We start from the raw sequence: 17,352 nt of genomic DNA on the forward strand, positions 1-17,352 counted from the left end.
GTCATGGTGCTAGAGCAGCCTCGGCCAAGTTGACCCAGTATCCAATGCCGTATGGCAGTGCTTCATCGTTAAAGTCGTAGGTTGGATTATGGAGAGCAGCAGTCGATCCATTTCCAAGCAGTATACATGCCCCCGGCCGCGCCTCTAGCATGTACGCGAAGTCCTCTGACCCCAAACTAGGTTTGACTTTGGGGTTCACCGATGAATGGCCGACCAGAGCACGCGCCACCTCTGTTGCCCGACGCGTTTGATCGGGATGATTGACAGTGAGGGGCTCCAGGCGGCGATGCTGAAACTCGACCTTCGCCCCGGAAGCGCGTGCAATATTTTCCGCGCACGCCTCAATCTGTTTTTCAGCGAAGTCGCGCAAAATCGGTGACAGTGTCCTGACTGTTCCGGCAATCTCCGCGCGTTCGGGAATGATGTTGTAAGCTTGTCCGGCGTTCAGCTTTGTGACGGAGATCACCAGGGACTCGGTGGGGTCCGTGTTGCGTGAGACTAGTGTCTGCAAGCCTAAAATGATCTGAGCTGCAACAACGACGGGGTCAATTGTCAGATGGGGAGCGGCCGCGTGACCCCCTCTGCCTTTGACCACAATATCGAACTCGTCGAGCGCGGCAAAAATCGAACCTTCGCAAATGCCGAACGCACCAACCTCCATGCCTGGCCAATTGTGCATGCCAAAGACCTGAGATATCCCGAAACGGTCCATGATCCCCTCCTGGACCATTCTTTGGCCGCCGCGGCCATCTTCCTCGGCAGGTTGGAAGATCAGGGCAACGGACCCTTTGAAGTTCCGGGTCGCGGCGAGGTATTTCGCGGCGCCAAGGAGCATTGCAGTATGCCCGTCGTGACCACACGCGTGCATCTGTCCGGACCTTTTCGACGTCCAAGGTTTGCCTGAAGCTTCGAGTATAGGCAGAGCGTCCATGTCGGCCCGCAACCCGATAGTGGGCCCATCTCCGAGTTGACCTTGGATCAACGCAACCACGCCGGTTTCAGCTATCCTGCACTCGATGTGGTTAATCCCGAAGGAAGCCAGCTTTTCCGCCACAAATGCCGCTGTGTCATTCACCCGATAGTCAAGCTCCGGATTCTCGTGCAGGTACCGGCGCCAAGTCATCGCTTCGATCTCGATCTCCTTGAACCTGTCAACGCCAACCATAGGCACGTTCCCGCATTTGAGTAATTTGGATCAGGCGCCGGTGCGTAATTAATGATCGATGCCACCGGTGTTTTCGTCAAATGCAGTTTGGATATCGTAACCATCTAGAACCGAGATAGCCCCGCGTTCAGGCCTCGGTGTTGGCGCCGGCGACTGCGACCCGATAACAAGCCGTTTGCCCTCAAATGGATAAGCTTCGGCCTTAGAGGACCAGCTGCGAAGTGCTGGCAATCATAAACTCTGGCTCTGCTGGCAACGGCCAATGGCAAAGGTCTGAGTAGGAAGAGCTGTCACCATCGCGACACTCCTCCCCCTCCCACGACCTACTTTCCAGGACTGCATGCGCTTTGCCACTCAATCCGCAAACCGCAGACCCTAGGCGGCGTGGACAAATTCGATGTTAGCAGGGTCGCTTTCCTGCGATCGGGTTGTTAGCATTGGGAATGACACTGGAAGAAGAGAGCGAACGAGCTACGTCGATGCTGATTGGCAAGGTTGTTCGCCGTGTCATGCGCCACCGCGATGGAGAGGTGGTGATCGAGTTTGAGGATGGCAGCCGATTTTTCGCGGATAGCGACAGCCCTCTCGAACTGTCCATCACCTTGGCGGAATAGTATATCCGCCTTACGGAATTTCGGACGTCGATGCGATTGACGTAGCCCAAGAGGATTGATTCAAGGCTGCTTTTTGGAGGCAGGTTTGAGCAGGGGCGATCTCACCGAAGCAGAATGGCGTGTTCTCAAGGGCTTGCTGCCCATCGACCCTGACAAACGCGGCCGAGGTAGACCTCCCAAGCAGAATCGTTCGATCATCAACGGCATTCTCTGGCGGCTCCGCTGCGGCGCTCCATGGCGGGATGTCCCGCCCAAATACGGCAGTTGGAACACCATCTATCGTCGGTTCCGACGCTGGAGCGAGGCCGGGGTCTGGGAGACCGTGGCGGTAATGCTCGCCGAGGTCATGGCGGACAGCGGCCACTACAGCATCGACAGCACCACAGTTCGCGCCCATGTCTCGGCAGCGGGCGGAAAAGGGGGACTCGTGCACCGGACGCCTTCCTTGCGGACAAGGGCTACGATGCCGATACCATTCGCGCCGATCTCGCCGAGCGGAAGATTAAACCCGTCATACCCGGCCGATCAAACCGCCGCGTGAAGATCGAGTATGACCGGGCGCTCTACAAGCAGCGGAACCGAATCGAGCGCATGTTCGGCCACCTCAAAATCAACCGGGCCATTGCCACCCGCTACGATCAATTGGCCAATAGCTTCCTCGGAATGGTCTACCTAGCCACCGCCAGATACTGGCTCAAATTTGTCCACGCCGCCTAGCATCACGCCCGATAAAGTGTTGGCGGGATTTCGCTCAGGAGTTCCGCGCCGCGCTCTGTCACGAGCACGTGTGCGCCGGCACCAAATAGGTAGCCACTTTCGCTGCACAAAATGTTTGGCATGTGCAGGGTCATGCCAGCTCGGAGTGGTTCATTTACATCGGGCTCCAGGCTTAGGTCGCCGCGCTCAGTCCAATTGATGCCAGTTTGGTATCCTGTTCGTTGGCGGAAGACGCCCTTGCGTCCAGATCGCTTCAACACCTCGCCCCCAGCAGCGTGAACGTCCGCCGGCGTAGCACCTGGTCGAATCGAGGAGACAAGGGCCGCAATGACCTCTTCAGCCAAGCCGTGCAAAGATTCGGTTTCGGGATGTTTGCCAAGGACTGCGCATCGAACCATTCCCACTGTATACCCGTGTTTCGAAGCCCCTATCTCCAGAAAGGCAGGTTCGTTGTTGCTGAGAGGATGATGGGTCGCTGGCGCATGGGGCAACTTCACTCGCTCTCCAAACAAAATGGTACCCGGCGCAAGCCCGATATCCCCAGCGGCGTTGCTGGGGTCGTTTGTTACCGCCGCAGCTAGGGCCGCTGCCATTTCGATCTCCGTAATGCCGGGACGAAGCGATTGCTGAAAGGTTCGAATTGCCACGTCAGTGAGTCGAACAGCATCGCGCATACACGCCAACTCAAGTTCTCCTTTCACTGCTGACACTGACGAGACCAGTCGGGTGACGTCAGTAATCTTCAGATCCGGGAGCTGGTCTTGGACTGCGCGCACGTCGGCGGGCGCGAGATTCCAGCAGCCAAGCTCGAAACCGACTCGCTTATTGTCCAGTCCGAGTCGACGCAATACATCGGCGCAGACCCTGCCAAAATCAGGCTGATGTGTATAGGTTTCAATTTCCTCGATGCAGCTATATGAACGTACTGCCTGCTCGTCATATTCTCGGACAACAAATATCGGGACCCGACCCGGCATCAGAATAAGAGGGAAAGGCGCGAAATATCCACCGCTCCCATCGTAGCCGCTGAGATACTTCAAGTGGCCGTGCGCCGTTACTACGATTGCGTCCAAGCCTGCCGTAGCAACCGCATCCAGCACATTGTTTTGCCGGCGCTCATACTCTGATATCGGAAACGGTACACCAGTCAGAGGAATTGCGGAGCGTGTCGTCGCCATATCTCACCTCAATCAGTGTGTCGTGGTTTGGTTGCGCAAAACGCGCGATCGCGTCCATGTTCGAAATTGAACAAAAGCTTCGCCGGCTCATGCGGGGTGACAATCCCCTTTCCTGGCGGCTAGCGTCAAATGCTGTTTTTATATCGGCTGCATCTCGCAGCGAGATGCGCATAGTGCCTTCATCGGCCGCTCAATGCAGGCAACGCTGGTCTCCGACAGCTTTGTTCTCGCCAGAGGATCGCCGACAAAGGCGCCGAGTTGCTCGGCAAGCTCGTCAGCCTCGGCCAGAAGAACCATGCTGACGACCTTGAGCTTGGCAGCGAGTCGGCGCGCCTTCGCATTCTTGCCGGCGAAGCCGCCGACGCCGGGGGAACTGTGCCGGCGCCACGCAACAGCATGTTTGCACTGATGTAAGGCCGCTGCGACACCAGCGACGGCTCTCCGCCGCCACCTCCGCATCTCGCTACCAGATGACACTAATACAAAGACTGCATTTGGCGCATCCGACGTGTAAGAGGATCGTGTCGCGCGAAGTGGTTAAGCTTGGCGGAACCGAATCGGTCGGAGCAATGAGCAAAGCGGCGGGCGCAGATGCGGATGTAGTTTCGCCGAAGACGTTTGCGCCGCTCAGGAATACGACATTTCGCTCAATCTGGTTTAGCCTCTCAAGTCTCTTCCCTTGGCTGGCTGATGCAGACCGTTGCTATCAGCTGGCTAATGGCAACGGTTCCGACCTCCGATCTGATGGTTGCGCTCGAGCAGGCTTCGTCTAACCTGCCCGCTTTCATTTTGTCCATTTTCGCTAGGGGTTCTCGCCGACAACTTCAGCCGTCGAAGAGTCATGTTCGCCGGCCGATGCCTAATGGTAATAGCATCCGCGATGCTACGGCTTCAGTGGTGCTGGGCTTTATCGCCCCGTGGATGATCTTCGGCTTCAGCTTCTTGATCGCAAGTGGTGCCGCGCTCAACGATACCGCCTGGCAGGCTTCTGTTGGCGATATTGTGGACCGACGCGAAGTTCCCGCTGCCGTCACCCTCCTCTCCATTGGCTTCAACACTGCACGGACCGTGGGACCGGCGCTCGCGGCATCATGATTGCGTCGTTCGGACTTATGACGGCTTTCGCTATGTTTACACTCACCTATATGATCCCTTTGGTCACCATATGGCGATGCAAATGGAAGGTTCGCTCCTCACTTCTCCCACGTGAGTCAATGAGGACGGCCATCTATGACAGGCTGCGCTTCACAGCGATGTCATCGGAAATCAAGACGGCGATCGCCCGCGGAACCTTCTTTGGCCTGTCGGGCATCGCCATACTCGCACTGCTGCCATTGGTTGTCCGCGATCAGCTGGGCGAAGGACCGCTCGCCTATGGCACCATCATCGCCGGCTTCGGCACAGGCGCCGTCATGGCTGGCGTCGCCAACAGCCTATTAAGACGGAGCTTGTCAGAAGAGCAACTAATGACGCTGGCATGCGTCGCCTGTGCGGCGTGCTCCCTTTTTCTGGCACTGCCTCTTCCATTGCGAGCGGCGTCCTGTTTCCCCTTCGCGAGGGTCGCGAGGCCGAGCCCGACCCTTTGGAGGAATTCGACGCGCCGGCAGTCGCCCTCAGTCTCAAGCCGAGAAGCGGCCCCATCGTGGTCAAAGTCGAGTACCTCATACTCGTGGAAAATCTAGAAGAATTCCTCGCCATGCGCGGGTGCCGGCATGTACAGAGTCGCGTTGGTGCTCGGCACTGGACTCTCCAGCGCAACCTTCAGGAGCCTGTGCTATGGACGGAGACATTCCGTACGCCGACCTGGACCGACTACCTTCGCCTGAATCATCGCCTTACCGAGGCCGACAAGGAACTGGACGAGAGAATCATCCTCCTCCACAAAGGAAAGCATTCTCCACGAATAACATTGTCAATCGAGCGCCCCACGAGTGCTCCACGCAAGCCTGAGTCATCAACGCCTTTTTTCCCCCGCCATTCAACGAAACGGCCAGCGTGCCACCGCAGGCTGAATGAAGATACATAAGAAGGCACGTCAACTGCTAACCACATCGGGCGGGCAACAAGCATCGCCGCCTTCGGGTATATGACAGACAGAATGTAGCGGACTTGAAAAATGAAAGGCGCTCACCCACCGCCAACATTTCTCGGCTGGTTCCCGGCATTCAAGGTCCTGCGGCTATACGCGAAGGCGGCAAGCCGCGTTGAAGTCGTCGATATTCAGTCGCATCGAAGGACAATGACGTGTTGCCCTGATGCCACTCTCTGCGAGGTTAGCTTGTTTCTCGGATGAGGAGACAGACAATGGTCTGCCCCCTGAAAGGTCCTCCCTGAGGTATGTGTCCATTCTTGAACTCGGCTCGACAATGATAGCGAACCCTGTTGACCGTCGCACTGTCAGTCTCGAATCAAGTGCTCTCCTACAGCAGATGCGATTATCGCCAATGCGTACTGGTAGCGCCCGAAGCGCGCGTTATCGGCAGCCGCCGAGGGCCGTGATGCGGCCGCGATCGAGCCTTGTAGTAACAGACGCGCTCTCCGGTGGTCGGGCCAGCACCTTACCCCTCTTCCCTATGGCCCCAAGGCAGAGCAATTGCCAATGCGGGACATCCCGCTTCTAAGTCTCCTGCAACATTATTGGAGGCCGCGACGGCCCTGCTCGTGACGATCAGGGGTGGTCGCCGCACACCAGCGGGATCATTGCCCCACAAGCGCATCCAGATTCCGGCCGGGCGTTCCGCTGTCAATATCAAAGTCGGCCGGCGGGCGCTAAAGTGTCGATCCTCACCTTGCCGCCAGGTGAGTTCGACCGATATGTTCCTGCTACAATGGTAAGCGGCCTATACTGTCGCATCCTCAACAGTCAGCGGGAGACAGGACGACCCTATGTTCGAGCTCCCTCCGTATGGACTCCTCTGAATATAACAAGGGCTTGTATTCGCCCCGTTGCCAATCGTGATTGAGGTCACGATAATGACTTGAGATCGGAACACCCGACTGACCTGGATTGTTAATAAAGAGACTGTCATCCCATGACCCAACGTCCATGATTATCCGCACTGACGGTCCTTCTGAAACAGAGAATTGGCCGCTTCGGTAACTCGAAAAATTGAGCGTTGAGCTACTTCCGCCGAGGGCTATGGCGCCCAACGACCATTGTTCAGACGTCAGTGCCTGCAGAGGGTGGCGCAAATCAAGCTTATGTATACTGCCCCATGCCCATGAGGCAGAATCGTCGCCAAATCGACATATGCATTCACTCCAGGCAGAAGTTAGGGATTCCATTATGGAATGCTTCAACTTTTCACTAGGCTCTGCCTGTTCGAGCCAAGAGGCTATGGCCGAAGGCTGTAAAGGCACGAGCAGTGCCAACACTTCATCGTCAGCGCTTTCTAAGCGAGCTACTGTCGGGCCAAGGTGTTTGCTAAGCCAAATCTCAAAGAACGCGGCGGCTGGCGAACTCGCATCCAAATGCCGGTCCCAGTTAGAAAATAAGTGCAACGCAGGCATGTTTGCAACCGAACCGAGAAGAGTGTCTAGTTTCGCAAGAATACGAACTGCTATCGGCGAATACACCGAACATTGCAGCGACATGCAGTCCCGCAACGAGATCTTCTCTGATCGTGAGAGAGTTGTATGAAGGGTATCATGTCTGCTGCTGTCAGACCACTCGTAGCCAAAAGCAGGATGCGATCTACTCCATTCCTCCGGAACATTCATTGCGTTGGCAGTGGCGACAAAACCTTTGGCGGGGTTCATCTCGAACGGCCCATCGTCCGGTGACAAATACCCTTCCCATTCGAACCGACCGTCTCCTGGAACCGGAAGCAGGCCGTCCCAATTTCTTCGGACCGGAGCCGCACCTGACGGTTTCCACGCAATTACATTCGACGTGTCCGCATAGATGTGATTAACTGAAGGACAACCCCAGTTTGCTAGACTGGAGGTGTATTCTGAAAATGTCTTAGAGCGCATTACGGCCAAGCTGGCCATGTAAGGTGCCATGCCGGGATCCATCCATACGGTTCTCAGTGCGAAGGCGCGGTCTTTTTCAGCATTTTGGTTTAAAATGGGTCCATGGCGTGTGAACTGAAGCTTTACCTCCTGGTCGGTGTGGGCGCGAACTGGAATTTTCTCGTGTATAGTCTTCACCTGCTCCCAGGCCCCTTTATATAAGTATTTATTTCCCTCACTCTTGGTTTCGTAAACATAAATATCTTCTTGGTCAGCGCCGAAAATAGTCAGACCAAAGGCGGCTGTCCCGTTGTGACCCATGGAGATTCCTGGGATCATAGGCTCTCCAGCGCCAATTACATCGAGCCCGGGCATACTCAGGTGTACAAGATACCTGATGGACGGAAGGACGTGCTTGCGATGCGGGTCTAGAGCAAGGATTGGTCGCTCCGTTGTGGTTTTTGTTGCGGATATGGCCCAGTTGTTTGAGCCCTCTTGGAACACCGTCTGCATGATCTCATCACTCGGTGTTACGCGGGTCCAACGGTCAGCTTCCTGAAGACTTGCTGCAAGTCTTTCCCTCGAGAATGAGACGGGACAGATTGCCAAGCGAAAATCCTGCAGTACTCGATCTGTCATAAAGGCGAGGTCAAGGCCCTCCGCTGGTCGTGGCGCTATCGGAGGTGACAATTCTTGTCTCAACCTGTCGAGGCGGGTACCTCGTTCCACACCTGCCAATGCCATCACCCTGCAGCGCAGAAGCTCCGAAATCGCATTTCGGGTTAGTGAGTGCGTTCGCACGCGAACGACGTCTTCGGGTTTCCAATAGTCGGGAGTGTGACCGAGGAGGCCAAACTCGGGTGGCAAGGCAATCAAACCGTCATGGCAACTGTCTACGTAGGAATTGATCCCCTCGGCAAACGCTGAGCATATCTCTTCGGAATCCGGGCCGTACGCCTGCCATTCTGCACTCATGGCTCCGCGAAATAAAAAGAGACGCGCCGCCCGATCCTGCTCCAAATATCCGGGGCCAAAGTCTCGTGACAGGAGACCGAGACCTCGTTTGCGCGCAATATCAATTTGCCAGAGGCGGTCTCGAGCTGCATTCCAACCCTGCGCGAAAAATAGGTCGTGCAAGTTCTGAGCCTTGATATGAGGAACCCCCCATTTATCAATGTCGATCGTGACCTCACTCTTAAGCTTGTCGGAGCTGTGGCGGTCGAAGGTTATGTTCTTTAACATGTGTTGATCCGTTTGGTTCACCCAAAGATGGTCGGGAATCTGCCAGAGGACGACGTCTGCAGATTGTGGTCGGTTGCGGGCAGAGGGTTGAGGCCGCACTCTTGCAACCTGATCATGTGTGGCGAGCCAATCCTCAGCGCGCCTGGACGCGAACTGGCACGGTGGGCTGCGCACAAGCTCAGCGGGATCCTACTCTCGCGCTTCCGGGAACGAGGCGCTTGCCGAGAACGCTCTGATGTATGTCAGCCAATACGTACGAATACAATATCCGCACATGTTGTCTCGCTGGCCTGAGGCAACGCATTCGATACACAGTAACTCGGTCGAACGGCCTCGTTGAAGGATGGCTCCCTCAATGCGACAAGATCTGGCTGAGAAACAATTTCGTTCTTTCGTGCTGCGGGTTTCTGAAGAAGTCGTGCGGTGTACCCTCTTCGACGATCTCACCTCGATCCATGAAGATTACTCGATCGGCCACGGCGCGCGCAAAGCCCATCTCGTGGGTGACGCATACCATGGTCATGCCGTCGCGTGCGAGTCCGGTCACAGTCTCGAGCACTTCAGCGACCATCTCTGGATCGAGCGAGGAGGTCGGCTCATCGAAGAGCATGACTGCAGGCTCCATACAGAGGGACCGGGCAATTGCGACGCGCTGCTGCTGTCCCCCGGAGAGCTGAGCCGGATATTTGTTCGCCTGTTCGGGAATGCGCACGCGCTCTAGGAATTTAAGCGCGATCTTTCTAGCCTCACCCTCTGGAACGCCCTTTATCCACATCGGCGCCGCCATACAGTTCATCAGCACGGTCATGTGCGGGAAAAGATTAAAGTGCTGAAAAACCATGCCGACGCTTTTGCGAACTTCAGCTACGTTGCGCATTTTGTTATGTAACCTAATCCCAGTGACGGTAATCTCGCCATCCTGGTGCGCTTCGAGCCGATTGACGCAACGGATCAGCGTCGACTTTCCCGAGCCTGAGGGCCCACAGATGACGATACGTTCGCCCTTGCGGACGGTTAGGTTGATGTCAGTTAGTGCTCTGAAGGCACCATACCATTTGGATACATTCTTAGCTTCGATGACTTCGTCGCTCAATATTGCATCTCTCTTGTTCATTGGCGCATCTGTAAGTGCCTTGAAAATGGCCGAACCAACTTAGACGTCTTTTTTAGCTTGACCAATGAATTCACGATCATCGCTTCTTACTTCTGGCAAAATGGTCCTCGATCCGGGATTGGACCAGTTCCAGGCAGGCGGATAAAATCCAATAAATCATTGCCGCTGTTACTAGCATCTCCATAGTATGGAAGGTTGGCTGGCCGAGTGAGTGAGCTAGATACGTCAGCTCCCAAACGCCAAGAACCGAAACGAGAGAGCTGTCTTTGAGCATTGAGATGAACGTGTTTCCCATCGGGGGAATGATAACCGGAAGCGCTTGCGGCAGAATGATTCTGCGCATTGTGAGCGCAAAGCCGAAACCTAATGACCGGGATGCCTCCCACTGGCCGCGATCGATGCTGGCTATGCCCGAACGGAAGATCTCCGTCATGTAGGCACCACTGCATAGCGAAAGCGCCAACACGCCTGCAGGCACGGCATTAATAACGTAACCTACCTGGGGCAAGCCCATGTAGATCAGATAAACCTGCATGAGAAGCGGCAGACCCCGGAAGCATGAAGTGTAGAAGCTGACTATCGCGTAAGCCATGCCGTTGCTTGACAGTTTCGCAATCGCGCCGATTATTGCGATAGCCGACGCAAATAGCAGTGACATCGCTGATACGTAAACTGTAGTAACTACCCCCTGCGTAATTAGAAATGGCAGGTTTGCCCAAATAAATGGCATGCTTAAGTCAAATGCCGCGAAGAGCGAAAGGAACAGTAGCACCAACTCAAACCATACGATCCCGATTTGGATTTTGAGCGGGACAAAACCAATCAGCACGAGGTTGAGGCAGAACATTGCGGCAATTACAAAAGCGATCGCAATGCGACTGTAAAACTTCACTTGTGCGTGATCGCCAATCACGGGCCGTAGGAGTTCGCCCATCGTGGTGCCCGCTACGTTGAAGATAAGAAAAACCGCGAGCACAATTGCAAATATGCAGCCGATAAACCATGGCTTGTGGACGAGCACCTCAGATTCAACTGTATCGTGGTAAAGCATAAGCATTTTCTTCCTAAGAAGAGGCGCCCCCGGGAAGGGGACGCCCACGATTGTGTCATGTTATTTATCGACGCTGAAATCCCCCCCGAACCACTTGACCGAGAGTTTAGCAAGAGTGCCGTCATCCTTCATCTTCTTGACCGCGGCAGCGACCTTGTCGATAAACTCCTTATCGCCACGCTCGATTGTGACAGCGCCCGGGGCGTAGAATAAGGGATCGCCAATAACCTTCAATGGATAGCCAGATTTGATTGCCGCAGCCGCCGTCGTTCCTTCAGTAATGACGCCATCGAGACGAACACCATCGCCGAGGCGCAGGTCGTCAAGCGTAAGAGAGTTAGCACTTGGATAAGCCTTCACTTGGCCCGCTGTAAATTGATATTGTATTGGCTTAGCGCCGATCCATGCCGGTGTGAGCTTGTGATTGGCATACAAATCGCCAAGAGTTCCCGCTCGGACGCCGACGATCTTGCCCTCCAGGTCGGAAGGCTTCGTCGCTTTGCTATCCTTGTGAACGACAGCGACTTCGCCTTCGTAGAAGTACATGGCCGGGAAGGCGAATTTTTTGGCGCGATCGTTGGTCGGCGTCATTTGACCCATGGCCATGTCCCAACGCCCCCCCCACTGGCCTGCCTGAATGATATCCCAGCCCGGGGTCACGAATTTGATCTTCACGCCCAAGTAGTCCGCAATGCCCTTCGCGACCTCTACATCATCACCGTCGAGTTCATGTTGGTCGTTCAAGTGAGACAAGGCTCCCCAGTCGGACCCGACCGCTACCGTCAATGTCTGTGCCGCGAGCACACGATCAAGGACTTCGCCGGCGCAAGCCTTGGCTGACAAAGACATCGACGCAACCGCCATGGAGACTGCAACTACGACCGTCGTTACATGATTGTTCATCTATAGTTCCCTTTTTTCTCGTTCTTATTTTCTTGAAAGCTACCTTCGTCGCCACCGAGAGGAGTGTCTTAGCGGTGCGCCATTGCTCCCTGCTGATTGGACCCATCCCGGTCCGTCATTTAACGAACGACACCTTATCGCTCTGCATTGTTGGCATTCAGCGAAATCGAGTTCGATGATGCAGGTTTCCTGCGAACTACCCTTGGCTTTCGCCGGATCGCTCTGGCGATTTCACAAAGCACGGATACCCTGGCCTCAGAGAGGTCGGCGAACTCGCCAACTCGCTGGACTCCGAAGGCTGCAGATTGCATCGCCACAAGACGTCTTGTTTGGAAGGATCTAAACTGGACTGGCGCGTTGAATTACACCTTGCAGGGCTGACTCTGGTCACGTGGGAACTGCGGTCCAAGCCCCTCTCTCTCCCTAATCTCGACCTCCCTAATCTCGACCTCCCTAATCTCGACGACCTCTTCGCCGGCCGTGTGCGCACCCGCTACTCAACCGTCGGGGCGCTCGAGGAAGAATGCTTCTCTGCCGACATCGTGGTCGGGGCCGTGCTGATCGCCGGTGCTGCCGCGCCAAAGCTCGTCACCCGCGAAATGATGTCCGGCATGAAGAAGGGCTCGGAGCTGGTCGACGTCGCTATTGACCAGGGCGGTTGCTTCGAGACGTCGCATGCGACGACTCAAGCCGAGCCCACCTACGAAGGCGACGGCGTTATCCACTATCGCGTCGCCAACATGCAGAGTCGCCCATGCCATTTCGCGATTTCTTGCCTTGCGAGTTCGCACGTATCCCTCTGGGTCAACATCGTTGATAGACCAGAGAATTTTTGACTCATCGTAGCTCGGACAGCGGAGACGCGTTACAATTGTCAACCCGTTCGGACCCGGTTTAATCGAGATGTACTCGGCATACTGCGCATGATGGCTCATGCCTCTTGTAGCTGGAAGCGTTCGGCAAGTTAGGTCCTACTTGCCACGCGAGAGCGGGGCCGCAAGTATGCGCCGGCCGCAATACAACGCTGATTTGCTGCGTTGTCGAGGACATTTCGCATAGAATGCGCGCCTGCCGCTGCTATGATCATAACATGTTGTGATTTAGTCCAGTCCGAACTCCCGAGGTTGGGTCGCAACTCTCGATAGCCAGCTGGCGCCGGGGGCGCCTAGGCATGAAATTGGATCCCATGTATGACAGAATTCAAACAACGGCAAACCGTCGGTAACGCGTCGGAGAGCGTACTCGAATTCGACGGACAGCAATACCTGGACGGCCGTGCATCGGATCCTCGCGAATTTGGCTGGATGCGCGGTGCGCCGCCGCCGCCAGACAAGCGTGTAACATTCGAGAATGAAACTGTTTGGACCTTTCCTCAGCTTCGCTGGTCGCTATCGCATATGCGTGAGCTGCGGCCCACAGTCCAAGTGTGGCGAGGGCGGGGCGGACCGTCGCAGCTTGAGTGCAGCAACAGGTCTACCGAAATCGATGGGCTCACGTTCGTCGACATGGACGACCGCACCAACCGGTTCGAGGAGGCGCTATTCGACACCTACACCGACGGCATTTTGGTCCTGCATCGGGGGCGGATCATATACGAACGATACTTCGGCGCACTCGCGCCGCACGTACAACATTCGTGTCAGTCAATCACCAAATCGTATGCGGGCACCCTAGCCGCGGCGTTGGTGCATGAGGGCATTCTCGACGACAGGAAGACAATATCGCAGTTTGTGCCGGAATTACGAGGTACAGGGTGGGAAGATGCAACGCTCCGCCAAGTCATGGACATGCAAACTAACGTTGCTTTTACTGAAGATTACACAAGTGTAGACAAGTCATATAGATGCGAATACCTGCGTACCATACGAAAGGAAGGGGCGCACGGCAAATTTGTCTACAAAGGCGTCGATACCAATGTTATGGCTTGGGTTATGTCGCGCGCAACGGGCCGGTCGTTCGCACAACTGTTGGAGGAGCGCTTATGGTTGCCACTGGGCTGCGAAGAAGACGCCTATGTCGAGATCGACCCGACAAACGGTATGCCGAGGGCGCATAGCGGACTCAATGTGACGTTGCGCGACTTGGCGCGTTTCGGCGAGCTGATGCGATGTGAAGGCTCGTGTAATGGCAAGCAACTGGTTCCCGCGAGTGTTGTCTACGACCTTCAAGATCTCGACCACCCCGCCAAGCCGGACCTCCCATTCGGCTATACATACCGAAGCCAATGGTGGGTATCACACGACGAGCTTGATGCTATTGAAGGTCGGGGCCTTTACGGCCAGAACCTGTACATAGCGCCAAAGGCGGAGATGGTGATTGCGCGCTTCGGGTCGCACCCCGCTTGCGACCACATTGATCGGATTAGAAGGCCGCAGATGCAGGCATTGGGGAGGATGCTCCGCGCGTAACTTGATGCACTAGACGGTCACCGCGCTTGTTTAGGAATTTCCTGCAAATTCGCGGTTGAAGAACTGGGGCGCCTACGCCGAATTCCTGCGTTCGGCTAGGGGGCAATTGGCGCAAAAGGCCTGTAGACGCTGCTACGCTTATGAAGTAAATACCAGAAGCCTCGCTTCCCATATGCATAATGCAGACCGATCTGGCTCGCTTTTGCTGAGGAAACAATGATCACCGAACATTGCATATTGATTGGGGCCGTCGCGACTTTGTATTGCGAGAATGGAACCGGTGGACCTATTGTATTCTTGCATGGTGCCGCTTTCGGGCTTATCCGTCAGCTTGACCTGAAACAAAACCCAACCCAAACATCAACGAGACCCAGGATCAGACCGAAAAATGGCCGCCTTCAAATCGGAATGCTGGCCGGAATGAAATCGGAATGACTGGCCGGCTTCAAATCGGAATCGGTGGCCGGCTTCATCGGAATACGCAGGCAATGGTATCGGCATCAGTGGCAGCGCTCTTGCGCTGCTTCTGGACGGTGAGATCGGCGGTTACCTGGGAAAGCCGGGCGACCAGCGCCTTGAGCCGCTGCTGGGCCGCGCTCGGCGGCAGCGTCGGCTGCAGCCGTTTGACCTCGCTATAGCGGGCGATGACGGCGGCGTCGATCCTGTCGGTCTTCTCCAGGAAGCCCATCGCCTCGGCGAATCAGCGTACGCTCCTCGCATTGGCCATGCCGCAGGCTACTCCCAACTCCCACGACAGCAGGAAGGGAAGCCGTTCGTAGCCGCCACTGGCCTCCATGACGACGAGCTCGACACCATTGACCTAACACCAGGCAGCAAGCTCGGCTATGCCTGCCGCATCGTTGCGAAAGCGGCCCGCCGCTCCGCTCGGCACGACATGGGTATCGAGCCAGTCTTTCGAAACATCCACTCCACAGATAGTCTTGTTCACGGTAACCTGCCTTGTGCGTGCGATTGGAGCCAAGCGACTATTCGGTCGTACGTGACGAAGGCGAAGATCCCAGGCTCACCCACGGTTGTGGCCGGAGGGGTGTCGGGCGACTTCGCCTTGCTTCGAACCGGATGGCCATCCGGTTCGAGGCTCAGTCGCTTCCATCGCACAAAGTCCTCTGCGTGCAGATACAAGGGGTTAACCTCGAAGAGTCAGTGTCGGAGAAAATAACGTGCTGATTCATCGGACTTTAGGGCCGAGCTTGTTGGTCGCTCGATAAAAAGCATGATTTTAGGCGGAAGCTGTCCTGCATGCAATTTCAGCACTTGTTTACCCAATTCCTTGTCTGCTTCCGTGAGACGATGGTTCAGGCGAAGGTAGTCGGTCCAGGTCGGCGTGCGGAATGTCTCTATCCATTGCATAGGCTCCTGAAGGTTGCGCTGGAGAGTCCAATGACGAGCGCCGACGCGACTGTGCACATGCCGGCGCGCCCGCATGAGTTCCAGGAATGCTTCGCGATTTTCCTCGGGCACTAGGTACTCGACTTTGACCACGATGGGACCGCTTCTTGGCTTGAGATTGAGGGCGACTGCCGGTGCGTCGAAGTCCTCCAAAGCATCTGGATCGGATTCGCGGCGCTCGCGAAGGGGAAACAGGAGGCCCGTGGCGGCGACCAGCAGAAGGGCTCCAGCGGAGCCCTCCAGTGCCAAGGTCAGTGAATGGTTCTGGGCCACCGTGCCCCACACCCAACTGCCCGCTGCGATGCCGCCATCGATCAATGCATAGTAAATCGAGATGGTGCGCCCCACGACCCAGCGCGGGCTTGCCAGTTGCACGGTCACGCCGACCCCGGACCAGGCGGTGACCCAGCCCGCGCCACCCATGGCGAGTGCAATTGCCGCCACTGCAATCGAAGAAGTCAGCGCAAGCGAAAGGGAGCATGCCGCGCAGGCGACGCATGCGAGCGTCATCAGCCGCTCTTGTGACAAGCTCCGTCTGAACACGCTGTTCGAGATGCCGGCGAAGACGGCGCCTGTCCCGAATCCGGCCATGAGCGTGCCATAGGCGAGCGGTCCGCCTCCCAGCTGGTCGCGGACAACCAGCGGCAGCAGCGCGAGAATGGCGATGCTCGCCAGACCAAAGAGGGTTCCGCGAGTGATCGCCGTCTTAATCTCCGACGACATCGCCGTGAAGCGTAGCCCGTCATAGATCGCCGTCCTCATCGACTCACGTGGGAGAGGTGATGAGCGAACCATCCACTTGCAGCGCCATATGGTTACCAAAGGGACCAGATAGGTAAGACTGGTTACGGCGAAAGCCGTCATCAGCCCAAAAGAGGCAACTACTATGCCACCGAGCGCCGGGCCTACGGTCCGAACAGTGTTGAAGCCAACGGAGAGGAGCGTGACGGCGGCGGGAACGTCGCGTCGGTTCACCATATCGCCAACCGAGGCCTGCCAGGCTGGATCGTGGAGAGCGCCGCCGCATGCGATCAAGAAGCTGAAGCCGAGGATCATCCACGGATCGACAAAGCCCAGCACCACAAAAGCCGTCAGCATCGCAGATGCCAATACCATAAGGCACCGGCCGGCGAACATGACCCGGCGCCGGCTGAAATTATCAGCCAAGGCCCCGGCGAAGACGGATAAGATGAACGCTGGCAGGTTTGAAGAAGCCTGAACCAGCGCGACCATCAGATCGGAAGTCGAAATCGTAGCCATCAGCCAGCTGATGGCAACAGTCTGCATCAACCAGCCGAGCGAGCTGACCTGCGTGGCGAACCAGATTGAACGAAAGCTCGGATTTCTGAGGGGCGCAAATGCTCCTGGCGAATTTGGATCGGCGACTTGGTCCGCAAGACTGCTCATCAATCTAACTCTTGCCTATGAGCCAGTTTTACATTGCTCCGACAGCCAGCAGCCGCCCAACCCGTTGAAGGTCCGAATCGGCCAATGTGCGCAAATAGTTACAACGCCCGGCAGGAGATTGAACTCGCTGCCGGGCCGATGCGCCTTGGGAGGAGGCGTAGTTGGAACCTTTGTGAAGACTTGGAACCA

The 17,352-nt window shown here is 56.2% G+C and carries 10 protein-coding genes and 4 pseudogenes; 6 read left to right on the forward strand and 8 right to left on the reverse strand.

The window, feature by feature from the left end; translation table 11 throughout:
- Position 1: 1 nt before the first annotated feature.
- The gene (locus P9272_RS27325; protein ID WP_063169316.1) at positions 2-1,165 is read right to left on the reverse strand and encodes a M20 aminoacylase family protein; all 1,164 of its coding nucleotides are present in this window, start codon (positions 1,163-1,165) and stop codon (positions 2-4) included.
- A 443-nt stretch (positions 1,166-1,608) separates the two neighbouring features.
- Between P9272_RS27325 and P9272_RS27330 the strand changes: the two genes are divergently transcribed.
- Together P9272_RS27330 and P9272_RS27335 are read left to right on the forward strand one after the other, a co-directional pair.
- The gene (locus P9272_RS27330; RefSeq protein ID WP_164548526.1) at positions 1,609-1,779 is read left to right on the forward strand and encodes a hypothetical protein; all 171 of its coding nucleotides are present in this window, start codon (positions 1,609-1,611) and stop codon (positions 1,777-1,779) included.
- Positions 1,780-1,864: 85 nt separating this feature from the next.
- Positions 1,865-2,496, forward strand: a pseudogene (locus P9272_RS27335) (IS5 family transposase).
- A 2-nt stretch (positions 2,497-2,498) separates the two neighbouring features.
- Here P9272_RS27335 and P9272_RS27340 read toward each other — a convergent pair.
- Positions 2,499-3,674: a Xaa-Pro peptidase family protein gene (locus tag P9272_RS27340; RefSeq protein WP_063169317.1), complete on the reverse strand. Its 1,176-nt coding sequence runs from the start codon at positions 3,672-3,674 to the stop codon at positions 2,499-2,501.
- Between the two features lie 258 nt (positions 3,675-3,932).
- Here P9272_RS27340 and P9272_RS27345 point away from each other — a divergent pair, with 258 nt between their 5' ends.
- Together P9272_RS27345 and P9272_RS27350 are read left to right on the forward strand one after the other, a co-directional pair.
- Positions 3,933-4,088, forward strand: a complete 156-nt coding sequence (locus P9272_RS27345; RefSeq protein ID WP_164548527.1) for a hypothetical protein — start codon at positions 3,933-3,935, stop codon at positions 4,086-4,088.
- Positions 4,089-4,243: 155 nt separating this feature from the next.
- Positions 4,244-5,700, forward strand: a pseudogene (locus tag P9272_RS27350) (MFS transporter).
- A gap of 830 nt (positions 5,701-6,530) precedes the next feature.
- Here P9272_RS27350 and P9272_RS27355 read toward each other — a convergent pair.
- From P9272_RS27355 to P9272_RS27370, 4 genes are all read right to left on the reverse strand, one after another.
- Positions 6,531-8,870, reverse strand: coding sequence for a penicillin acylase family protein (locus P9272_RS27355; protein WP_063170375.1), 2,340 nt, complete (start codon positions 8,868-8,870; stop codon positions 6,531-6,533).
- A gap of 352 nt (positions 8,871-9,222) precedes the next feature.
- Positions 9,223-9,966, reverse strand: a complete 744-nt coding sequence (locus tag P9272_RS27360) for an amino acid ABC transporter ATP-binding protein (RefSeq protein ID WP_135921822.1) — start codon at positions 9,964-9,966, stop codon at positions 9,223-9,225.
- A 94-nt stretch (positions 9,967-10,060) separates the two neighbouring features.
- Positions 10,061-11,035 (reverse strand): amino acid ABC transporter permease, encoded by a 975-nt coding sequence (locus P9272_RS27365; protein ID WP_063170377.1) that lies wholly within the window; start codon positions 11,033-11,035, stop codon positions 10,061-10,063.
- Positions 11,036-11,095: 60 nt separating this feature from the next.
- On the reverse strand, positions 11,096-11,938 hold the full coding sequence (locus P9272_RS27370; protein WP_063169318.1) for a transporter substrate-binding domain-containing protein: 843 nt from the start codon (positions 11,936-11,938) through the stop codon (positions 11,096-11,098).
- Positions 11,939-12,396: 458 nt separating this feature from the next.
- Here P9272_RS27370 and P9272_RS27375 point away from each other — a divergent pair.
- Both P9272_RS27375 and P9272_RS27380 read left to right on the forward strand, forming a co-directional pair.
- Positions 12,397-12,774: pseudogene (locus P9272_RS27375) on the forward strand (alanine dehydrogenase); the annotation flags it as partial.
- A 354-nt stretch (positions 12,775-13,128) separates the two neighbouring features.
- Positions 13,129-14,346: a serine hydrolase gene (locus P9272_RS27380; protein WP_063169320.1), complete on the forward strand. Its 1,218-nt coding sequence runs from the start codon at positions 13,129-13,131 to the stop codon at positions 14,344-14,346.
- Positions 14,347-14,851: 505 nt separating this feature from the next.
- Here the strand turns inward: P9272_RS27380 and P9272_RS27385 are convergent.
- Both P9272_RS27385 and P9272_RS27390 read right to left on the reverse strand, forming a co-directional pair.
- A pseudogene (locus P9272_RS27385) lies at positions 14,852-15,238 on the reverse strand (transposase); the annotation flags it as partial.
- Between the two features lie 269 nt (positions 15,239-15,507).
- Positions 15,508-17,163 carry an MFS transporter gene (locus P9272_RS27390; RefSeq protein WP_063169321.1) on the reverse strand — a complete coding sequence of 552 codons (1,656 nt, stop codon included), beginning with the start codon at positions 17,161-17,163 and terminating at the stop codon, positions 15,508-15,510.
- Between the last annotated feature and the right edge of the window lie 189 nt (positions 17,164-17,352).

This window comes from Mesorhizobium sp. WSM4976, from assembly GCF_029625685.1.
GTDB lineage: Bacteria > Pseudomonadota > Alphaproteobacteria > Rhizobiales > Rhizobiaceae > Mesorhizobium.

Coding starts and splice junctions, on each gene's coding strand:
- P9272_RS27325 (WP_063169316.1), bottom strand. CDS start 1,165: ATGGTTGGCGTTGACAGGTTCAAGGAGATCGAGATCGAAGCGATGACT.
- P9272_RS27330 (WP_164548526.1), top strand. CDS start 1,609: ATGACACTGGAAGAAGAGAGCGAACGAGCTACGTCGATGCTGATTGGC.
- P9272_RS27340 (WP_063169317.1), bottom strand. CDS start 3,674: ATGGCGACGACACGCTCCGCAATTCCTCTGACTGGTGTACCGTTTCCG.
- P9272_RS27355 (WP_063170375.1), bottom strand. CDS start 8,870: ATGTTAAAGAACATAACCTTCGACCGCCACAGCTCCGACAAGCTTAAG.
- P9272_RS27365 (WP_063170377.1), bottom strand. CDS start 11,035: ATGCTTTACCACGATACAGTTGAATCTGAGGTGCTCGTCCACAAGCCA.
- P9272_RS27370 (WP_063169318.1), bottom strand. CDS start 11,938: ATGAACAATCATGTAACGACGGTCGTAGTTGCAGTCTCCATGGCGGTT.
- P9272_RS27380 (WP_063169320.1), top strand. CDS start 13,129: ATGACAGAATTCAAACAACGGCAAACCGTCGGTAACGCGTCGGAGAGC.
- P9272_RS27390 (WP_063169321.1), bottom strand. CDS start 17,163: ATGAGCAGTCTTGCGGACCAAGTCGCCGATCCAAATTCGCCAGGAGCA.